General features: G+C 49.6%; 12 protein-coding genes. 4 read left to right on the top strand and 8 right to left on the bottom strand.

Annotation, left to right across the window (positions count from 1 at the left end; genetic code table 11):
- Positions 1–16 precede the first annotated feature (16 nt).
- The 3 genes from der (at position 17) to GK091_RS01475 (ending at position 2882) form a co-directional block, all read left to right on the top strand.
- Positions 17–1324, top strand: a complete 1308-nt coding sequence (gene der / locus GK091_RS01485; protein WP_164034861.1) for a ribosome biogenesis GTPase Der — start codon at positions 17–19, stop codon at positions 1322–1324.
- A gap of 103 nt (positions 1325–1427) precedes the next feature.
- Entirely contained in the window at positions 1428–2363 is a 936-nt protein-coding gene (locus GK091_RS01480) for a DMT family transporter (protein ID WP_164034860.1), read from the top strand.
- A 210-nt stretch (positions 2364–2573) separates the two neighbouring features.
- Positions 2574–2882 (top strand): ArsR/SmtB family transcription factor, encoded by a 309-nt coding sequence (locus GK091_RS01475; RefSeq protein ID WP_164034859.1) that lies wholly within the window; start codon positions 2574–2576, stop codon positions 2880–2882.
- An 80-nt stretch (positions 2883–2962) separates the two neighbouring features.
- Here GK091_RS01475 and ruvB read toward each other — a convergent pair whose 3' ends face one another.
- Positions 2963–3991: a Holliday junction branch migration DNA helicase RuvB gene (ruvB, locus tag GK091_RS01470; RefSeq protein WP_164034858.1), complete on the bottom strand. Its 1029-nt coding sequence runs from the start codon at positions 3989–3991 to the stop codon at positions 2963–2965.
- 98 nt (positions 3992–4089) lie between these two features.
- Complete coding sequence (locus tag GK091_RS01465; protein ID WP_164034857.1) at positions 4090–7782, bottom strand: T9SS type B sorting domain-containing protein; 3693 nt, start codon at positions 7780–7782, stop codon at positions 4090–4092.
- A gap of 235 nt (positions 7783–8017) precedes the next feature.
- Here GK091_RS01465 and GK091_RS01460 point away from each other — a divergent pair, with 235 nt between their 5' ends.
- Entirely contained in the window at positions 8018–9049 is a 1032-nt protein-coding gene (locus GK091_RS01460; RefSeq protein WP_164034856.1) for a PorP/SprF family type IX secretion system membrane protein, read from the top strand.
- A 59-nt stretch (positions 9050–9108) separates the two neighbouring features.
- On the opposite strand, the gene GK091_RS01455 is transcribed toward GK091_RS01460, so the two are convergent.
- From GK091_RS01455 to lpdA, 6 genes are all read right to left on the bottom strand, one after another.
- On the bottom strand, positions 9109–10350 hold the full coding sequence (locus GK091_RS01455) for an aspartate kinase (RefSeq protein ID WP_164034855.1): 1242 nt from the start codon (positions 10348–10350) through the stop codon (positions 9109–9111).
- A gap of 76 nt (positions 10351–10426) precedes the next feature.
- A complete protein-coding gene (gene dxs, locus GK091_RS01450; protein ID WP_164034854.1) occupies positions 10427–12361 on the bottom strand; it encodes a 1-deoxy-D-xylulose-5-phosphate synthase in 1935 nt (644 codons plus the stop codon).
- A 237-nt stretch (positions 12362–12598) separates the two neighbouring features.
- Entirely contained in the window at positions 12599–13522 is a 924-nt protein-coding gene (locus tag GK091_RS01445) for a rhomboid family intramembrane serine protease (protein WP_164034853.1), read from the bottom strand.
- 2 nt (positions 13523–13524) lie between these two features.
- Complete coding sequence (locus GK091_RS01440; RefSeq protein WP_164034852.1) at positions 13525–14304, bottom strand: rhomboid family intramembrane serine protease; 780 nt, start codon at positions 14302–14304, stop codon at positions 13525–13527.
- Between the two features lie 35 nt (positions 14305–14339).
- On the bottom strand, positions 14340–16322 hold the full coding sequence (gene mutL / locus GK091_RS01435; RefSeq protein WP_164034851.1) for a DNA mismatch repair endonuclease MutL: 1983 nt from the start codon (positions 16320–16322) through the stop codon (positions 14340–14342).
- Between the two features lie 153 nt (positions 16323–16475).
- Positions 16476–17876 (bottom strand): dihydrolipoyl dehydrogenase, encoded by a 1401-nt coding sequence (gene lpdA, locus GK091_RS01430; RefSeq protein WP_164034850.1) that lies wholly within the window; start codon positions 17874–17876, stop codon positions 16476–16478.
- Positions 17877–18246: the final 370 nt, after the last annotated feature.

Here is an 18246-nt window from a genome sequence, read left to right as displayed (position 1 = left end):
TTCCTTCTTCAAAAAAATGGCAAATATCGTTGCAATAGTTGGCCGCCCAAATGTGGGTAAGTCTACGCTGTTTAACCGGTTAACGGAACAGCGTCAGGCTATTATGGATAATCAGAGTGGTGTTACTCGCGATCGCCATTATGGCACCTCCGAGTGGAATGATAAATATTTCACCGTTATCGATACAGGTGGTTACGTTGTCGGATCAGAAGATGTATTCGAAGAATCGATCCGGGAGCAGGTTGAAATAGCCATTCAGGAATCGACCGTTCTTCTGTTCGTCGTCGATACGCAAACCGGCATTACGGGTCTGGATGAAGATTTCGCAAATGTGCTGCGCCGGTCGAAAAAGCCAGTGATCGTTGTTGCTAATAAGGCCGAAACCGCCGAACGCTCACACAGTGCCACCGAATTTTATGGACTGGGGCTGGGTGATCCGTATCCGATCTCATCAATGACGGGAACCGGAACGGGTGATCTTCTTGATGACGTTATCAAGCATTTTCAGACCGAGGGTGTAGCCGATCCGGACGCCGGGATTCCCCGCATTGCCATTCTTGGCCGTCCCAACGTCGGTAAATCATCCTTCCTGAACGTGCTGACGGGTCAGGAGCGCAGCATCGTGACCAACATTGCCGGTACGACCCGCGATGCTATCAACACGCGTTACAAAGCGTACGGCAAAGATTTCATTTTGACCGACACCGCTGGTATTCGGCGCAAAGCCCGCATTCAGGACAATATCGAGTTCTATTCGACGCTTCGGGCCATAAAAGCGATGGAAGATTCGGACGTGTGTATCATTATGCTCGACGCGACGCGGGGTCTTGAAGCGCAGGATCTGAACATCATCGGGCAGGCGGTGAAGGCCAAGAAAGGCATCGTGATTATGGTGAACAAATGGGATGCGGTCGAAAAAGATCACCGTACAGCCGATGTTCTCCGTAAGGAAATGATCCAGCGCATGATGCCGATCGACTACGTACCGATCATCTTCGCGTCGGTTCACGAAAAACAGCGCATTTTTCAGGTGATGGAAAAGGCGATGGAAGTGTACGAGAACAAAAGCAAGAAGATCACCACCTCAAAACTCAACGAGGCCATGCAGGCTGAGATTGAAGCGTATCCGCCCCCGGCGTTGAAAGGTAAGCTGATCAAGATCAAGTACATGTTGCAGGTTCCGACACCATCGCCCACGTTTGTGTTCTTCTGTAATTTACCGCAGTACGTTCAGGAATCGTATCAGCGCTTCCTGGAGAATAAAATCCGCGCCCATTTCGATTTCACGGGTGTACCCATTACGGTGTTCTTCCGGCAGAAATAAATTAAATCGGGATCAGTTGTCACTAGCGATGCAGCTTCACTACTGCATGAGCTATCCATGACTGGTCCCGATTCGCTTATCAGCCGCACTTTTTGACTGGTTCATGGCGCAGCAATCGTCCAACACTCGCTATTGGCTCGGAGCTTTTCTGGTATTTCTGGCTGCTTTTTGTTTTGCGATGAAAGGCATATTGATCAAGCTGGCTTACCAGTATCCCATCGACTCGATTTCCCTGCTTACGCTACGCATGCTTTTTGCGCTGCCGTTCTACGTAGGCATTGCGCTCAGACTAGCGAGCAAGTACCCGCCTGTTCAACTCACATTCCGACAATGGCTGACCCTGGCGATGCTGGGTGTTACGGGCTATTACCTGGCCAGCTTTTTTAACTTTCTGGGTCTAGTCTATATCTCGGCGGGTCTGGAGCGAATTCTGCTTTTCGTGTACCCGACATTCGTTTTGCTCATGAATGCCTGGGGGTTCGGTCGCCGGATCACCCGCTTGCAGGTGGTTGCACTTGCCTTAACATATGCCGGAATTCTGCTGGCGTTCATAGGAAACATCGAAACTACTCAGCAAAAGAATGCGCTGCTTGGTGCCTTCTGGGTTATACTCAGTGGAGTAGTCTACGCCATTTATCTGGTTGGTAGCGATGGCATGATCGCGCGGGTAGGATCACAACGATTCACCTGTTATGCCATGATCGCTGCGACGGTTCCCACGGTTATCCATTGTGCATTAACGAATGGGTTACACCTGGGTGGCTATCCAGTTCCCGTGTATGCATTGGGATTGAGCATGGGGATTTTCGTAACGGTGATTCCCACGTTCATGATTGCCGAAGGCATTAAACGGGTCGGATCGGGTAATGCATCCATCATTGCCAGCATTGGTCCAATCTTTACGATCATTCTTGCTACGCTAATTCTGCACGAAACGATCAGCGTACAACAAGTAATTGGCACGCTTCTGGTCCTTGCTGGTGTCTTTTTGATCAGCTGGAAGGGAGACCGCAAAATGGCTACAGACAAAAAAGTATAGTTAAAAAACTACTAGTAGGTAAGTACCATATAATAGATAGAATAAGCGCGTTTTAGACATCCCATAACCTATAAATATATTTTTATTGTAGAAACATATACTTAATTCTACCTTTAGATAAATTCGTTCATACATTGAAGACCTTACTAATTCTACCTTCTGGAATTAGCATAACTTTCACCAAACGCACACCTGATAATACTTACCTATATGGATACTGAAACAAATTTGGATGAGGATAAGCGCATTGACAAAGCTGCTTATGTGCTCAAAGCAGTCGCCCATCCGCTGCGCATCAAAATAATTCAGATGCTGAATGACAATAAAGAGCTGAATGTGTCAACGATCTACAAAAATCTGAACGCTGAGCAATCGCTTATCTCGCATCACCTGATCAATATGCGCGACAAGGGTATACTTGATATTCGGCGTAGTGGAAAAAATATTTATTATTTCTTGGTAGATACTGCCGTGGCCGATGTCATTCAGTGCATCTACAAAAGCAAGATTCTTAATTGATCAGTTAGTGAGCGAGCAAACAGGATAGTTTGCCATAAATTGACTGCCAATGCCCTGTTTACTCGCTTACACTGCCTCGTTTAATTGAACAGCTCACCTGGCTTGTAAGGCGGTACAATACCCAGGTGCAGGTAAGCCTTCTCGGTGGCTTCACGACCACGGGATGTACGCATCAGAAATCCCTCCTGAATTAAAAACGGTTCGTAGACTTCCTCAATCGTTTCTGCTTCTTCGCCACAGGCGGTAGCAATCGTTGTCAGACCAACCGGCCCACCCTTGAACTTCTCGATGATCGTGGTCAGAATCCGATTGTCCATATCGTCAAGTCCGTTCTGATCCACTTCGAGTGCACTCAGGGCAATTTCGGCAATGTCCACATTGATATAGCCATTCCCCTTGACCTGCGCAAAATCGCGGGTTCGGCGCAGCAGGTTGTTGGCAATCCGTGGTGTACCCCGGCTCCGGCGGGCAATCTCAAACGCACCCGTCTCATCGATCGGTGTGCCCAGAATAGCCGACGATCGCTGCACGATAGATGTCAGCAGTTTAGCATCGTAATACTCCAATCGACAGCTGATACCGAACCGCGCCCGAAGGGGTGATGTCAGCATACCAGCCCTTGTCGTAGCACCGATGAGCGTAAACGGATTCAACTTGATCTGCACGGTCCGGGCATTGGGACCGGAATCGAGCATAATGTCGATCTTGTAATCTTCCATGGCCGAATACAAATACTCCTCCACGATCGGGTTAAGCCGGTGAATCTCGTCAATGAACAACACATCGTTTGGTTGCAGATTGGTCAGCAAACCCGCCAGATCACTGGGCTTATCCAGCACTGGCCCGGAGGTCATTTTAATACTCGCGTTGAGTTCGTTGGCTATAATGTGCGACAGCGTTGTTTTGCCCAAACCCGGCGGACCATGGAGCAGTACATGGTCAAGCGCATCACCCCGCTGCATGGCTGCCTTGACAAATACTTCGAGATTATCCAGTACCTTGGCCTGTCCTGTAAAGTCCTCGAAGGAAAGCGGCCGAAGCGCTTTTTCGATCTCCTTATCGGTAGCGGTCATTCCCTCGCCTGTTCCTTTCAGAAAGTCGTTTCGCATGATTTTGATTAGTGCAAACCCGGCCAAATCAGGCTGAAAAACAGACTTTTTGGCCGGGGCGTTTACCTCAAATATACGAAAAAAAGTGCAGAAAACCGCTATCGTATGAGCAGTACAGACCCTCGTTTTACCACGTTTCCGCGCTCCGGAAATGACTCACTTTTGAACGTAATAACGTACGGATAAAGCATGGGTGGGTATAAATAACCCTTGTACGTGCCGTCCCATTTCTGCTCCGGATTGTTGGCCACAAAGATCACCTCACCCCATCGGTTATAGACGCGTAACTCGTAGTCCGTTACGTAGGCCGAGAACACCTGAAGCACATCGTTCACGCCATCGTTGTTAGGCGTAAAGGCTTCGGGCACATTTACCCGGGGTTCACATTTGTTCAACGCCAGCGCCGTACCGATGGCTGTACAGCCCACCGGATCAGTCACGACAACCTGATATTGCCCCGCCCGATTGACGGTGATCGTATTGGTCGTATCGTTACGGTTCAGCCAGAAATAGCGCAGACCAGTAGCTCCATTCGCGACGATCTGTGCCCGTCCCTGATCGCCTTCACAGAGGATCACTTCTTTGGAAAGCGAGAAAGCGGGTGCTGGCCGGTCTGTTACCTGGACATTGCTTCGACCCACACAACCCGTCTGCGAGTTACGCACGATGATGCTATAAGAGCCGGGCGTATTTACCGTTATGGATGGCGCAGATGAACCAGTACTCCACTGATACGTATTACCGGGTTGCTGCGCGTTTTCCGGTGCGAGCGTAACTGACTGACCAATGCACTTCAACTGCTCTGGCCCTAGCCGGGCGAAACCAGCACTGTCCAATCCTACTTTGATACTATCCCTGATGGCCTTGCAACCGTTCGCGTCTACTACCTGAACAGAGTACAGGCCGGGCGCGGCTGTATTGAATACGGGCGTCGTTGCCAGTTGCGTGTTATTCTGGCCGTACCAGTTGTAGCTCACCGCCGTACCACCCGTTATCGTCAGGCTGATGGTACCGCTATTGGGCGTGCTACACAGTGCATCCCTGATGGAAGGCGTAAGGGCTAGCTGATTCGCCGTTGATTTTAGCGTGAACGCCGTGTCCAGTTTGCACTCGTGCAGCGTGTCAGTCATAGTGACTTTGTAGCCGCCCTCGGTAAGTCCTGTCTGTTGATTGGTCGTTCCGGCCAGTGCCGTTCCTGATGTACCGGTCCCCGCCCAGGCATATTGATAGTCACCAGCGGGATTGGGCGTCAGCACGATGGCTCCATCCGCCGATGTACAGGATACAGGCTGTTTCAAAGCAGCGGCTACCCGTAGTTTTGGCAATTCACGTACGCGAATGGTATCCGAATTTTCGCAGGTAGTACCGTTTACTGTAGCTTGTGCCGTCACAGAGTATGTCCCCGCTGCATTGACCGAAATTGTGCGGGTTGTTCCGCCATTACTCCATTGGAACTGCGTCCAGGTTCGTTGTGGCACGGTCAGCTCTACCGCCGATCGATAGCAGAATAGTGTGTCAGGTCCGAGGTCGAGTGACGGTACGGGCTTTATCTGAACGTCAATTGTGTCACTTTTAAAGCACTCGCCGTTAGCCGCCAGACCAATCACGTGATAGAAGCCGGGAAGTTCCAGCTTCAGCGTCTTTTGCCTGCTGACTACGGCACCGTTCACAACCCAGACGTATAGTTTAGCCTGCACCTTTATGTCGAGCGTGAGTCCTTTCTTGTTGCAAATGGCCGTGTCGGCACCAAGCTTTATATCGGGTGGGGTTGCCAGAATCGTTAATGTATCCCGAATAAGTGTGTCTTTACAAATACCTCCAGAACTAGTCCTGGTCACTATGTGTAAGCTGATAGCATATTGACCGGGATTTGTATAAGCATGAGTAATCGGTTGCGTCGCCGTCGTTGATTTAGGTTGACTACCATCGCCAAAATCTAATGTGTATGTTTCCTTTAGTTTTGGACAGTTAGGACTAATTTGAAACACCGTAGGGGCATTCGTACACGTATCAGAATAAGTTACCCCCGGCCCACTCGATGGATCGTTGAAATTAGCCACAAGGTTCGGTAAGCCTAGCTGACTGGTTTGCCCGCCCAGCGATTGCCCGGATGGGTTGAAAACCAGACTATCAAGCAAACCGCCGTTCGGGTTATCGATGGTTCCCAGTGAACTACTGCCTTTTATGGCCACGTAGATTCGTCCGTCGGGGCCAATCTGAATGGAGCCGTATTGCCGGGTCGTACTGCTGTCGACCACAGTTCTGGACCCGGTCAACAGCGAGTCTTTCTGCGTCAGATCATACTTGAGCACGTACGATGATCCTTTCAGGCTCCCATCGGCATTGGTATCGGCCAACATCGTGACGTATAGACTTTGACCGTCGGGAGAGAACTCAACGCCATACGCTTTCGGTGGAGCGGGGCCTAAATCGAGCGTTCGCTCAAATTTCATTACGCCTGTCGAATCGTTGAATGTATACAGATCGACCGAGTTTTTGGGTGGCCCCGGAATAACGACGGCCATTGGCCGGTTGCCCTTATTACCACCCGTCGTATCAGCCGGACCAATTTTAATGTACCCCTCAGCATTCGCGAGAGAGTCAATTGCTTGGCCACCGGTATAAGTTGTCAGAACGGGCGTTTCACTGGGCGTTAGGTGCCGGATTTCGAAGGTGTTCGTTCCATACTGCCGGGTAATGACCCAGTAGGTAGAGTCACGATCATTGCGGACCGACGCAGACTGCTCGGTGCCCTTGTTCGATAAGGGTATGTTTTTCTCAACGACAGCCCCTTTACCCCCATTCTGACGCATATCGACGATGCTATACGTCAGCGTTTTCTGACCACGAATTTCCGAGGTGGTGTACACATAGTAGAGATATTCGCAGCCGCGGCATGTTGGTTTCGGAACGATCAGGGCTGATTGCGTCGAATTTTTATTACCACCAAGCGGAATAGGCGTCGCGGTTGCGGCCGAATCACGCGGGTCGAGTGATTTCAGTGGTTTGCCGTCCTTGTCGTAGATTGTGATACCATCCGTATAAAACAGCAGAATACCTTTGGTATTAGCGATGGACGAAGAACCCTCGATGGTGTTTAGTTTACCATCCGTGATGGGTTTCGGCGCCCCACCACCGCTAAAATCCAGACCGGCATTGGCTCCAAAATACCATTTAACCCCTTGTGACTCTTTCTTTTCCCCGCACACATCGACATTGATCCGATCCTGATACGAACAGCCAGTAGCCGGATCAATCGATTCTACAGAATAACAGCCTGAACTGTCAACCTGTATGGACTGTGTAGTATCTCCTTTCGGATACCACAAGTAATTGTATCTCGACTGATCACTGCCAGCGTAGGGATCAAGTGTAATCTTTTCGCCTTTACAAATTGTCGTATCAGTACGCCATTTAGAAAAAGGTTGGGGACGATTGTATATTTGAACTCTTCGTTCTGTTGTCTGTACAACCCCATTGACCGTTCTTGTCAACGTAATCGTATAGGTGCCTGATGTTTGATAAACGTGCCGGGCTATCGAATCTCGTTGTGTCGTTAATGTACTACCCGCTCCCGTATCGCCAAAATTCCAGACGCGTGTGGTCACACCTGTCAGCACGCTATCGGTGAACACGACCGAATCCGCTTTACATTCAACATCGGGAACGCACGTTTTCCCACTAATACCAAAACTTTTAGTTGTTTGCGCCCAGGATGTAGTCAGCCCTGCCAGCAGCAGCAGCGTGGCCCAAAGCCCGATAAAACAGAGACGGCCAATATAAGTTACCATGAAAAATTTCGGAATAAGCCCACCGGCACAAATTCATCCCCTGGCATAACAGACAACGGGGGCATTACGTTAGTATAAACGAAGTGGCTTCGTTAAAATTTTATCGTTCTACAATCGTAAAAATCGATAAAAAGCAAGTTAATTTTATGGGCTGTTCATGCTCTTAATTACTCTTTTTTCGTTAAGAGTGTTGCAACTGCTAAGTTGGCTCAGTCTTTGCCCTTATATTCCAGCTATGAGTAAGAAATACGTATTGGCGGTTTTGGCGTTTGCCTTTAGCCAACTGGCCTTCGCGCAGGATCCGCAGTTCACCCAATTTTATGCCGCCCCGCTTTACCTGAACCCCGCTTTTGCCGGATCGGCACTTGCCCCCCGTATCACAGCGAACTATCGGAATCAATGGCCTGCAATCACCAATTACGTGACGACAATGATTGGTCTTGATCATTATTTCGATAAAGTTAATAGTGGTGTGGGCCTGTTGATCCAGAATGACAACCAGGGTCAGGGTAGGATTCAATCTACGGAAATAGGGTTGCAATACTCTTACCAGTTTCAGGTGAGCGAGTCGTCCTTCGTTCGGCTTGGCTTGCAGGGTTCATACGTTAATCGAAATGTCAATTATTTTGGCTTAACGACGGGCGATCAGTTTACCGATCAGGGGTTTATATCAGGTAGTGTTTCACAGGACCCGACGTTGTTGGCCGGATCACCCAGAAATAAGTACCTCGATTTTTCGACCGGCGCTTTATTTTATTCTGACTGGTTCTGGGTTGGGGCAGCGGCTCACCACATTAACCGACCCGATCAGAGCTTTTTTGTCGCGGGTCAGAATCGTCTCCCCATAAAAGGAAGCTTTCAGGCTGGCCTGCGAATTCCGCTCGGTGGGTTTACGGGTTTAGCCGATGAACAGGATCGGGAAATCAGTTTTTCGCCCGTCATTCTTTACAAATTTCAGGGGAAATACGATCAGCTGGATATTGGCGCTTACCTGACCTACGCGCCCCTGACGGTTGGAGCGTATTACCGGGGGATTCCGTTCAAGAAATACGAGCAGACGATTAACAATCACGACGCCGTTGCCCTGCTGGCGGGTTGGCGCATGGATAAATTTTCGATTGGCTATAGCTACGACTTCACCGTTTCGACGCTTGGCAATAGCGGTGGATCGCACGAGTTATCCTTGTCGTATATCTTCGAGAAACCAGAAGGCCGCCGGTCGAATGTTCGGCGTCGGGACAAGAAATTACCTTGTCCGAAGTTTTAGTGTAGGTGCTACAGAGGGTGCTGGGTGCTTGGGTTTTCACCCGCGTTACTGTTCGTGCATCATCCCAAATCTTTCACGACCAGTTGAACCGTATACCGGCTCTTCTGCTCAAGCAACAACCGCTTGTTGACCAACACGCGGTCAATGGTGCTTTGATCGTAATAACGGATCGTTATTAACTCCAGCCCCTGGTTATAACTCACCCGGAAGTCCTGTTTCAGTAGCTCCAGCAAGTCAGGCACCCGGTCGGGATTGTTATCGACCACGACTGAAAAGCTGATGGCCGTATTCTGCATCAGGTTGATTTTAACCCCGGCCTGCGCGAACCGACCAAAAATCCGGCTCAGATTGTCTTCGGCAATGAACGAAAAATCAGTCGGGTGAAGCGAAATCAAAACCTGATTGATCTTAAAGATGAACGACGGGATGAGCAGATGCTGCTCGTAATTCCCAATAACCGTTCCTGGCGCTTCCGGCTTTATGAATGAACGCACGTAGAGCGGTATACCCTTATTTTGCAGTGGTTTTATCGTTTTAGGATGAATAACCGTCGCTCCGTAATAGGCCAGTTCGATCGCGTCCTGGTAGGTGATTTTCTCTAATAGTACCGTCTCATCGAACCACTTCGGATCGGCATTCAAAACGCCGGGTACGTCTTTCCAGATCGTAACGCTTTTGGCATTCAGACAGTACGCGAAAATAGCGGCTGTATAGTCTGACCCTTCCCGACCAAGCGTCGTTGTCCGGCCATCCGGCGTCTGACCGATAAATCCCTGTGTCACGGTTACGGCGTTTTTCGGAACCGCGTGGCTAATTCGCCGATTAGTTTCTTCCCAGTCTACCTGACCTTCCCGGAAGGTTGTATCCGTAGCAATAAGCTGCCGTGCGTCTGCCCAATGGGTCGGTACGCCTAATTCCGCCAAGTAAGCCGCTACGATCTGTGTAGACATGATCTCACCCAGCGAAACGATTTGGTCATACACCTCATCGTAAGTACTGGCAGGCGCTTTCTTCAGATAGTTTGACAGATTATCCAGCGTTTGGTAGACCCGATCAAAATTACCCGTCAGTTCGTGGATGATCTGTTCGTGGTAAGCGCGAATCGCCAGTAAGTGCTCTTCAGTTTCAGCTGGTTTCTGGCTAACATAGGCACGAACGAGTTCTTCAAGGGCATTGGTCATTTTGCCCATCGCCGATACGACAATGACGGTCCCCTTACCCTGATCCTGAACGATGCCGGCCAGATTTTGTACACCGGCTGCATCTTTTACCGATGCGCCACCAAATTTGAATACATTCATAGCAAAAAAAAACGGGATTACCGGGTCAACAGGATAGCTATCCTGTTGACCCGGTAATCCCGTCAACATATGAGTTCTAAACAGCTACCGCCCGTCCCGTAAAAAGCAGCTCGCGTACAGCGTCAGCAATACCCTGTGGATCGAAGCCGCACTCGTGATGAAGTTCAATCTGTTCGCCGTGTTCAATGACAGCATCTGGAATACCAAGTCGTTTAACGCGGGCCATGTAGCCGTGGTTAGCCATAAACTCCAACACCGCGCTACCAAAACCACCCATAATGCAACCATCTTCAACCGTAAGAACCCGATCGAAACGACTGAAAATCTGGTGAAGAAGCGCTTCATCCAGCGGCTTTACATAACGCATGTCGAAATGGGCGGGCCGAATGCCTTCTTTAGCCAGCATTGTGGTAGCCTCAACAGCGTAATTACCAATATGGCCTATCGTTAAAATAGCAACATTCTCGCCATCAGAGACCAGCCGTCCTTTGCCAACTGTCTGTTTCTCAAATGGTAAACGCCAGTTGGGCATAACACCTTCACCCCTTGGATACCGAATCGTAAAAGCCTGCTTACCCTGCTGAATTTCGTCCGACTGTGCGGTATACATCATGTTGCGCAGTTCTTGCTCATTCATGGGGGCTGCCACAATCATATTTGGAATGCAGCGCATAAATGCCAGATCGTAGGCGCCATGGTGAGTGGGTCCATCGGCTCCGGCAAAACCAGCGCGGTCAAGACAAAAAACGACGGGCAATTCCTGGATACAAACGTCGTGAATAACCTGATCGTAGGCCCGTTGCATGAACGTTGAGTAAATGTTGCAGAATACAACTTCACCTTGTGTAGCCATACCCGCCGAGAACGTGACAGCGTGCTGTTCAGCAATACCAACATCGAAAGCACGATCGGGCATCGCCTTCATCATGATGTTCATCGACGAGCCCGATGGCATGGCGGGCGTTACACCCACAATGCGCGGATTCTGCTCAGCCAGTTCAACCAGTGTATTTCCAAAAACCTCCTGATATTTTGGAGGTTGTGGCATATCGTAGATTTTCTTCTGAATAACACCCGTAACCTTGTCGAACAAGCCCGGCGCGTGCCACTTGGTTTGATCTTTTTCGGCAGGTGCATAGCCTTTTCCCTTCACGGTCAGAACGTGCAGTAATTTAGGCCCGGGAATATTTTTGAGGTCGTCTAAGACGCTCACCAGATGATCGATATCGTGCCCGTCAATTGGCCCGAAATAGCGCAGGTTCAGCGACTCGAACAGATTGCTCTGATCGAGCAGCGACGTTTTAATGCCCGACTCAACTTTAGAGACAATGTCCTGAGCACTCTTTCCGAACTTGCTCATCTTGCCGAGCAGATTCCAGATTTCGTCTTTAACCTTATTGTAGGTTTGAGACGTTGTGATATCGGTCAGATACTCGCGTAAAGCACCCACGTTGGGGTCGATGCTCATGCAATTATCGTTCAGAACGATCAGCAGATTGCTATCCGTTGCTCCGGCGTGATTCATGCCCTCAAATGCTTCACCAGCCGTTAGAGCGCCATCGCCGATCACCGCAATATGATTGCGCTGTGGTTTCCCCTGAAGCTGCGACGCAACAGCCATTCCCAATGCAGCCGAAATGGACGTTGACGAGTGACCGACCCCGAACGAGTCATAAACACTCTCTTTCCGCTTCGGGAAGCCAGAAATACCTTTATAAAACCGATTGGTGTGAAATTTTTCGCGCCGACCCGTAAGAATTTTATGCCCGTATGCCTGATGTCCCACATCCCACACCAACTGATCGTCAGGTGTATTGAACACGTAATGGAGCGCAACGGATAATTCTACGACACCCAGACTAGCGCCAAAGTGGCCGCCGTAGACCGATACATCATCGATTATAAACTGACGAAGTTCATCGGCAAGTTGGGGCAGACGGGACTTATCGAGTTTACGAAGATCGTCAGGCGTGTTGATGGTGGCCAGAAGACTGCCAGGGGTAATCAGCATGGTAGAAGAGCAGAAAAACGTCTGTTAATCAATAACAAACGGATAGAATGCAATGTTTCCTTCGGCGGTTGTCCCGTCTATTCCGGGAGCGAAGGTAATTTATTTTTGCCAGATTTATAAATAATCCAAGCCCCCAGCCGTCTGGAGATATACGCAGAGGCTGAGGGCTTAGATTTTGAACAGATTTATATCTGGAGAATATGAGTCATATGCCGGAAAACAGAGAGGTCACAGCCACTAGTTACGTTGACTGGCTCTAAAAAGTTTTTGCTTTTCTTCACGCGTCAGACTTTCGTAACCAGAGCGCGAAATTTTATCCAGGATCATGTCTACTTCATCCTGATCGGGGGTTGAAATAGTTGTAGCTGAACTAGCAGCCGACGCGTAAACGCTGCCTTGCGCGCTGGCACTGCTTCGTTGCCGATAGGAAACTTTAACCGCTGGTTTTGGCCGGAACAAATTGCTCCAGCCATCAACCAGCCAGTAGATCGGACGGCCCATGTCGGTACCGTTCTGAAGTAGTTTGACGTAGAAAAAGCCCATCAGCGCACCGCCTAAATGAGCGATATTCCCTCCAGCATTCGGGCCTACCGACTGTGCAAACGAAAGGACGACAAAGAAAAAAACAATGTATTTGATTCGGACGGGGCCGAAGAAAAGAAGATGAAATGTGTAGTTCGGTAAGAGGGTGGCTGCGCCAACCGCGACGGATAAAGCCGCAGCCGATGCACCCAGCATTTGCGACTCAGCGATCTGACCATGAAAATAAGGAACCAGATTGTACATAGCCAGATAGAACAAACCACCGGCAATGCCGCCCATTATGTATAGTCCTACCAAACGACGGCTACCCAGATACTCATCGATCAGGCGACCAAACCAATACAGGAACAGCATATTGAACAGGATATGAAATATCTCCTCGTGGGCGAAGATATGGGTCAATAGCGTCCAAGGCCGGTGCAGAAACGAATCAATAGAAGCCGGAATAGCCAGATTGTCAATGACTAGCCCGTAAATTGTTGTCGCATTGGCTAAGTGCGACGCTACAAATAGTGTGACCACGGCCAGGTACACAACGGTATTGACCAATATCAACTGCACCAACGTGTTGTTGGGCTTGTTGAACTCGCTCCGAAAGTCATCAAACAAACCGCTCATCCCTAATAAAATGTTTTCCGCTGTGAATTCCAGTATTTGACCAAAATGAATGCAAACAACATGCCGCCTATGTGAGCAAAGTGGGCTACATTGTCACTTTGCGACCGATAGACGCCGGAGTAGATTTCGTAAGCCCCATAAAACATAACGAGGTATTTCGCCTTAATCGGTATAGGTGGAAACAATAAAAATAACTGAGTGTTCGGAAACATCAAACCAAATGCCATAATCACGCCAAAAATCGCACCCGACGCACCTACCATCGGCTCGTTGACTTGATTCGTATAAATTCGATTCACGATAGCCAGACTGTCTTGGATGTTTTTAGAATCCGTTGGGTTATTTTTAAAGTTCTCGATAAATGGCACTAACCGGTCATAGTACGAACTGGCATGCTGGTCCATAAAGGCCGAGAACGTATCAAAATTAGGGTCGAGCCGGTAATCCTGTACAGTCTCGTAAACACTATGCATTTCGTAATAACTCACGCCTGAGAACAACAGGGCAGCTCCAATACCACAAAAGAAGTAAAAGAACGTAAACCGACGCGGTCCCCAAAACTGCTCAAGCATTGGCCCAAAAACGATCAAACCAATCATGTTGCTGAAAATGTGGCTGAAACCACTATGCAGAAACATGTGTGTTAACAACTGAATCGGATTGAATTGATCCGACAAGAAGGAATGCAACCCAAATTGCTCAATTATACTGTCGTTTGTAACAAAAAAAACCAATACATTAAGGATCAGTAACGTTCGAACAACCGGACTCAAAGAAAACATCGCTTCTGATTTTACAATTTACTTCTTTAACTGATTTATTGCCGAAATAGTCCCGCAATTTTATCTAACGACAATACCGTCGTAACTGGTTCACCCGTTGGTGTGTAACTGGGATTCGATGACGCAAACAACTGACCGACCAAAGCCTTCCGCTCCGCGAGACTCAATCGGATGACGTGCCGTTGCGACGACCGGCGAGCCAGTGACCGCGCCAGCGACTCAGCACGATCTAGCTTAAGCCGTCCCGTCTCGGCCCGTAGCTGAGCCAGCAGATTCGCAAAAAGCTCTTCTTCGTTTTCGCCAGTTGTCAGTGTCGGTACGCCCCTGATCACAAACGTATTCTGCCCTAATTCGTCAAACTGAAAGCCCAGGTTTATCAAATCCTCCCGCAGATCGAGCGCCAGCTGAAAATCAACCGGCGTCAGCGTAACGGTTTTAGGAAACAGCAACTGCTGCGACACCCCGTTATGTTTCGTCAACGCGGCATGAAACTGGTCGTATAAAACCCGCTCGTAGGCCCTGCGCTGATCAATCACCATTACTCCAGACTTGATGGTGGCTAAAAGGTAACGGTTCTGAATCTGGACGATGTTCTCATCCTCAACAACGATCGGTTCATCCTGAAGTTGATTGGCCCGACTACCCAGCGTTACCGCTTCGCTCTCGGTCGATTCACTGGCCGGTGCAGAACCGGACGATTTAACGGGACCCAGCCAGTCACCCGGCGGTTCGCTGGATGGCACTTTTTCCGATTCTTCCAACCCTTTAAACAAAGCCTGCCAGTTATTACTGCTTGGCTTCTGTGGCATATCGAAACTGCTACCCGCTGCCTTGTCGAGCGAATCAGCACGAAAAGTTACCCGTTCGCTTTTCGGTTTTTCAGCTACTGGTTTCGCTGCCGACTCCCAGGAAGGGGTGATAGGTCGAGGCAGATCGGCTTTCGATTCAGTATCAGCAGGCCGGCTCCCCCCCGAACGCCCACCCGACAAAAAGTTAACGTCTGATTCGAAATCGAGCGACGGAGCCAGGTTATAAACGCCAACCGCTTTCCGAACGGCAGCCATCATAATGGCATACACAGAGCGCTCGTCGTCGAATTTTATTTCTGTCTTCGTCGGGTGAATATTGATATCGATGTGCGACGGGTCAATGTCAACGAATAGCACATAGAAGGGATGGCTACCTTCGGGCAAAGTTCCCTCGTAAGCCCCTATCACTGCATGGTGCAGGTAATTGTGCTTGATGTATCGATTGTTGACGAAGAAGAACTGTTCATTTCGTGCTTTTTTGGCCGATTCGGGTTTACCGATGTAGCCGCGTACGGTCACGTAAGGCGTTTGTTCTTCGCAGTAGTTCAGTTGTTCGCGGTAACTTTTGCCAAACATATCAATGATCCGGCGGCTGAGTTTACCAGCGGGCAGGTTATAGATTTCCTGATCGTTATGGAACAACGAGAAGCCCACTTCCGGATTGGCAAGGGCCACCCGCTGGAATTCGTCGATGACATGCCGCATCTCGACCGAGTTCGATTTCAGGAAATTCCGGCGAGCGGGTACGTTGAAGAACAGATTCTTAATAAGCAGATTCGTGCCCGGCAGACACGAAATGGCTTCCTGCGCTTTTATGTCCGAGCCTTCGATCCGGATAAGCGTACCCAGTTCATCGTCAGCCCGGCGGGTACGCATTTCTACCTGCGCTACGGCCGCAATCGACGCCAGCGCTTCACCCCGAAAACCCATCGTCCGGATGCGAAACAGATCATCGGATGTGCGGATCTTCGACGTTGCGTGTCGTTCAAAACTCATCCGGGCATCCGTTTCAGTCATGCCTGCTCCGTCGTCCACGATCTGAATCAGGTTTCTACCAGCCTCGCGAATGATTACTTGAACCGACTTCGCTTTAGCATCGACCGAATTTTCGAGCAGCTCCTTTACAACCGATGCCGGACGCTGAACGACCTCACCAGCCGCAATTTGGTTCGCAATCGAATCGGGCAGTAGCTGAATAACATTTAACATGACTGACTGAAAAAGACTCTCCGGTGCGGTCGTTTGCCGCCTTATACAATATACAACAAAATTAGCCCAAAAAAAAGCCCCTGCCCAACGCTTTTTTGCGAAAGACAGGGGAACTTATTAAACCGTTCAGATCCCAGAAACTGGATCCGTTCGCTACAGGTGAATCGCTTCGCCGTAAGCCGCTTCGGTCGCGTCTTTGATGGATTCCGACATGGTTGGGTGCGGGTGAACCGATTTCAGAATTTCTTCGGCCGTCGTTTCCAGTTTACGGGCCGCAACAACTTCCGCAATCATTTCGGTTACGTTGTTGCCGATAAAGTGCGCGCCCAGGAATTCACCGTATTTCGCGTCGAAAATCACTTTCACGAATCCTTCCGGCGTACCAGCCGCTTTGGCTTTGCCCGATGCCGTGAAGGGGAATTTGCCAATTTTCAGTTCATAACCTGCTTCACGAGCCGCTTTTTCGGTATAACCAACCGATGCGATTTCGGGTGAGCAGTACGTACAGCCCGGAATGTTATTGTAGTTCAGCGGTTCAACGTGTGGCTGACCAGCAATTTTCTCGATGCAGATAATGGCTTCCGCCGAGGCTACGTGTGCCAGGGCCTGCCCTTTGGTAACGTCACCAATGGCGTAATAGCCTTCAACGTTCGTCCGGTAGTAATCGTCGGTTACGATCTTGCCCCGATCGACGGTGATACCGACTTCTTCGAGACCGATGTTTTCGATATTGGCAACCACACCAGCCGCCGACAGCACTACGTCAGCTTCAAAGGTTTTCTCGCCATCGGGCGTTTTCACGAACACTTTACAGCCTTTGCCGCTCGTGTCTACTTTCGTCACTTCCGACTTCGTATAGATGTCGATACCCAGCTTTTTGTACTGCTTGGCCAGCTCTTTCGAGATGTCTTCGTCTTCAACCGGCACCACATTCGGCAGGAATTCGATGATCGTCACCTTCGTGCCCATGCTGGCGTAAACGTAGGCAAATTCAACCCCGATAGCGCCGGAACCGATGACCAGCATGGAATCAGGGCGTTTCTCGAGGCTCATCGCCTTCCGGTACTCGATCACTTTAACGCCATCGAACGGAACGGCGGGCAATTGACGGGCCCGACCACCGGTAGCGATGATGATGTGCTTGGCTTCGTATTCGGTCACTTTGCCATCGGCAGCTGTCACGTCAACTTTTTTGCCAGCCTTCACCTTACCGACGCCATTGATCACGTCGATTTTATTTTTTTTCATCAGAAACTGGACGCCCTTGCTCATGCTATCGGCAACGCCCCGGCTCCGTTTGATAACAGCCCCGAAATCGGCCTGCGACTCGCCCGAAATCGTAATTCCGTAATCGGCAGAGTGTTTAATGTATTCAAAAACCTGTGCTGATTTCAGCAGCGCTTTGGTAGGGATACAGCCCCAGTTCAGACAGATACCGCCGAGGCTTTCGCGCTCAATGACGGCTGTTTTCATACCCAACTGCGACGCCCGGATGGCGGCTACATAACCGCCCGGCCCGCTACCCACAACGATTACATCGTACTGTGAAGCCATTATTTTTAGTTGATTTTTGTCATTCCGACGACAGGAGAATACGTACTAGAAGCAAAGCAGTAAGTTCTCTCCTTCGTCGGGATGACAAACTTACCACTAAGTTTAGAACGCAAATGTAGGTTGAAAAGTTGATACAGAACGAACGTCCAAGCCGATACTGCCCGTTAGTTTCCCGTTAGCTGGACACATTCTTTCGTAACCCGATCGCGCTTCCCGAAGAACGTAAGGTCCCGGCGCGTTTGCTAGTAACGATGGACCGTGAACCAGCAAATTCGCCGACGGACCGGCGAAACCACATACCCACTTCCTTTTGTTCTATCTTTGCGGAAAGACAACGTGTTAAGCGCTGAATCTGACAAGTAGCCAGCGT

The organism is Spirosoma agri, from assembly GCF_010747415.1.
In the GTDB taxonomy this organism is placed as follows: domain Bacteria; phylum Bacteroidota; class Bacteroidia; order Cytophagales; family Spirosomataceae; genus Spirosoma; species Spirosoma agri.
This window is presented reverse-complemented; position numbering and strand designations above follow the sequence as displayed.

Excerpts from the sequence above, each read along its gene's own strand:
- der (WP_164034861.1), top strand. The coding sequence starts at position 17 with ATGGCAAATATCGTTGCAATAGTTGGCCGCCCAAATGTGGGTAAGTCT.
- GK091_RS01480 (WP_164034860.1), top strand. The coding sequence starts at position 1,428 with ATGGCGCAGCAATCGTCCAACACTCGCTATTGGCTCGGAGCTTTTCTG.
- GK091_RS01475 (WP_164034859.1), top strand. The coding sequence starts at position 2,574 with ATGGATACTGAAACAAATTTGGATGAGGATAAGCGCATTGACAAAGCT.
- ruvB (WP_164034858.1), bottom strand. The coding sequence starts at position 3,991 with ATGCGAAACGACTTTCTGAAAGGAACAGGCGAGGGAATGACCGCTACC.
- GK091_RS01465 (WP_164034857.1), bottom strand. The coding sequence starts at position 7,782 with ATGGTAACTTATATTGGCCGTCTCTGTTTTATCGGGCTTTGGGCCACG.
- GK091_RS01460 (WP_164034856.1), top strand. The coding sequence starts at position 8,018 with ATGAGTAAGAAATACGTATTGGCGGTTTTGGCGTTTGCCTTTAGCCAA.
- GK091_RS01455 (WP_164034855.1), bottom strand. The coding sequence starts at position 10,350 with ATGAATGTATTCAAATTTGGTGGCGCATCGGTAAAAGATGCAGCCGGT.
- dxs (WP_164034854.1), bottom strand. The coding sequence starts at position 12,361 with ATGCTGATTACCCCTGGCAGTCTTCTGGCCACCATCAACACGCCTGAC.
- GK091_RS01445 (WP_164034853.1), bottom strand. The coding sequence starts at position 13,522 with ATGAGCGGTTTGTTTGATGACTTTCGGAGCGAGTTCAACAAGCCCAAC.
- GK091_RS01440 (WP_164034852.1), bottom strand. The coding sequence starts at position 14,304 with ATGTTTTCTTTGAGTCCGGTTGTTCGAACGTTACTGATCCTTAATGTA.
- mutL (WP_164034851.1), bottom strand. The coding sequence starts at position 16,322 with ATGTTAAATGTTATTCAGCTACTGCCCGATTCGATTGCGAACCAAATT.
- lpdA (WP_164034850.1), bottom strand. The coding sequence starts at position 17,876 with ATGGCTTCACAGTACGATGTAATCGTTGTGGGTAGCGGGCCGGGCGGT.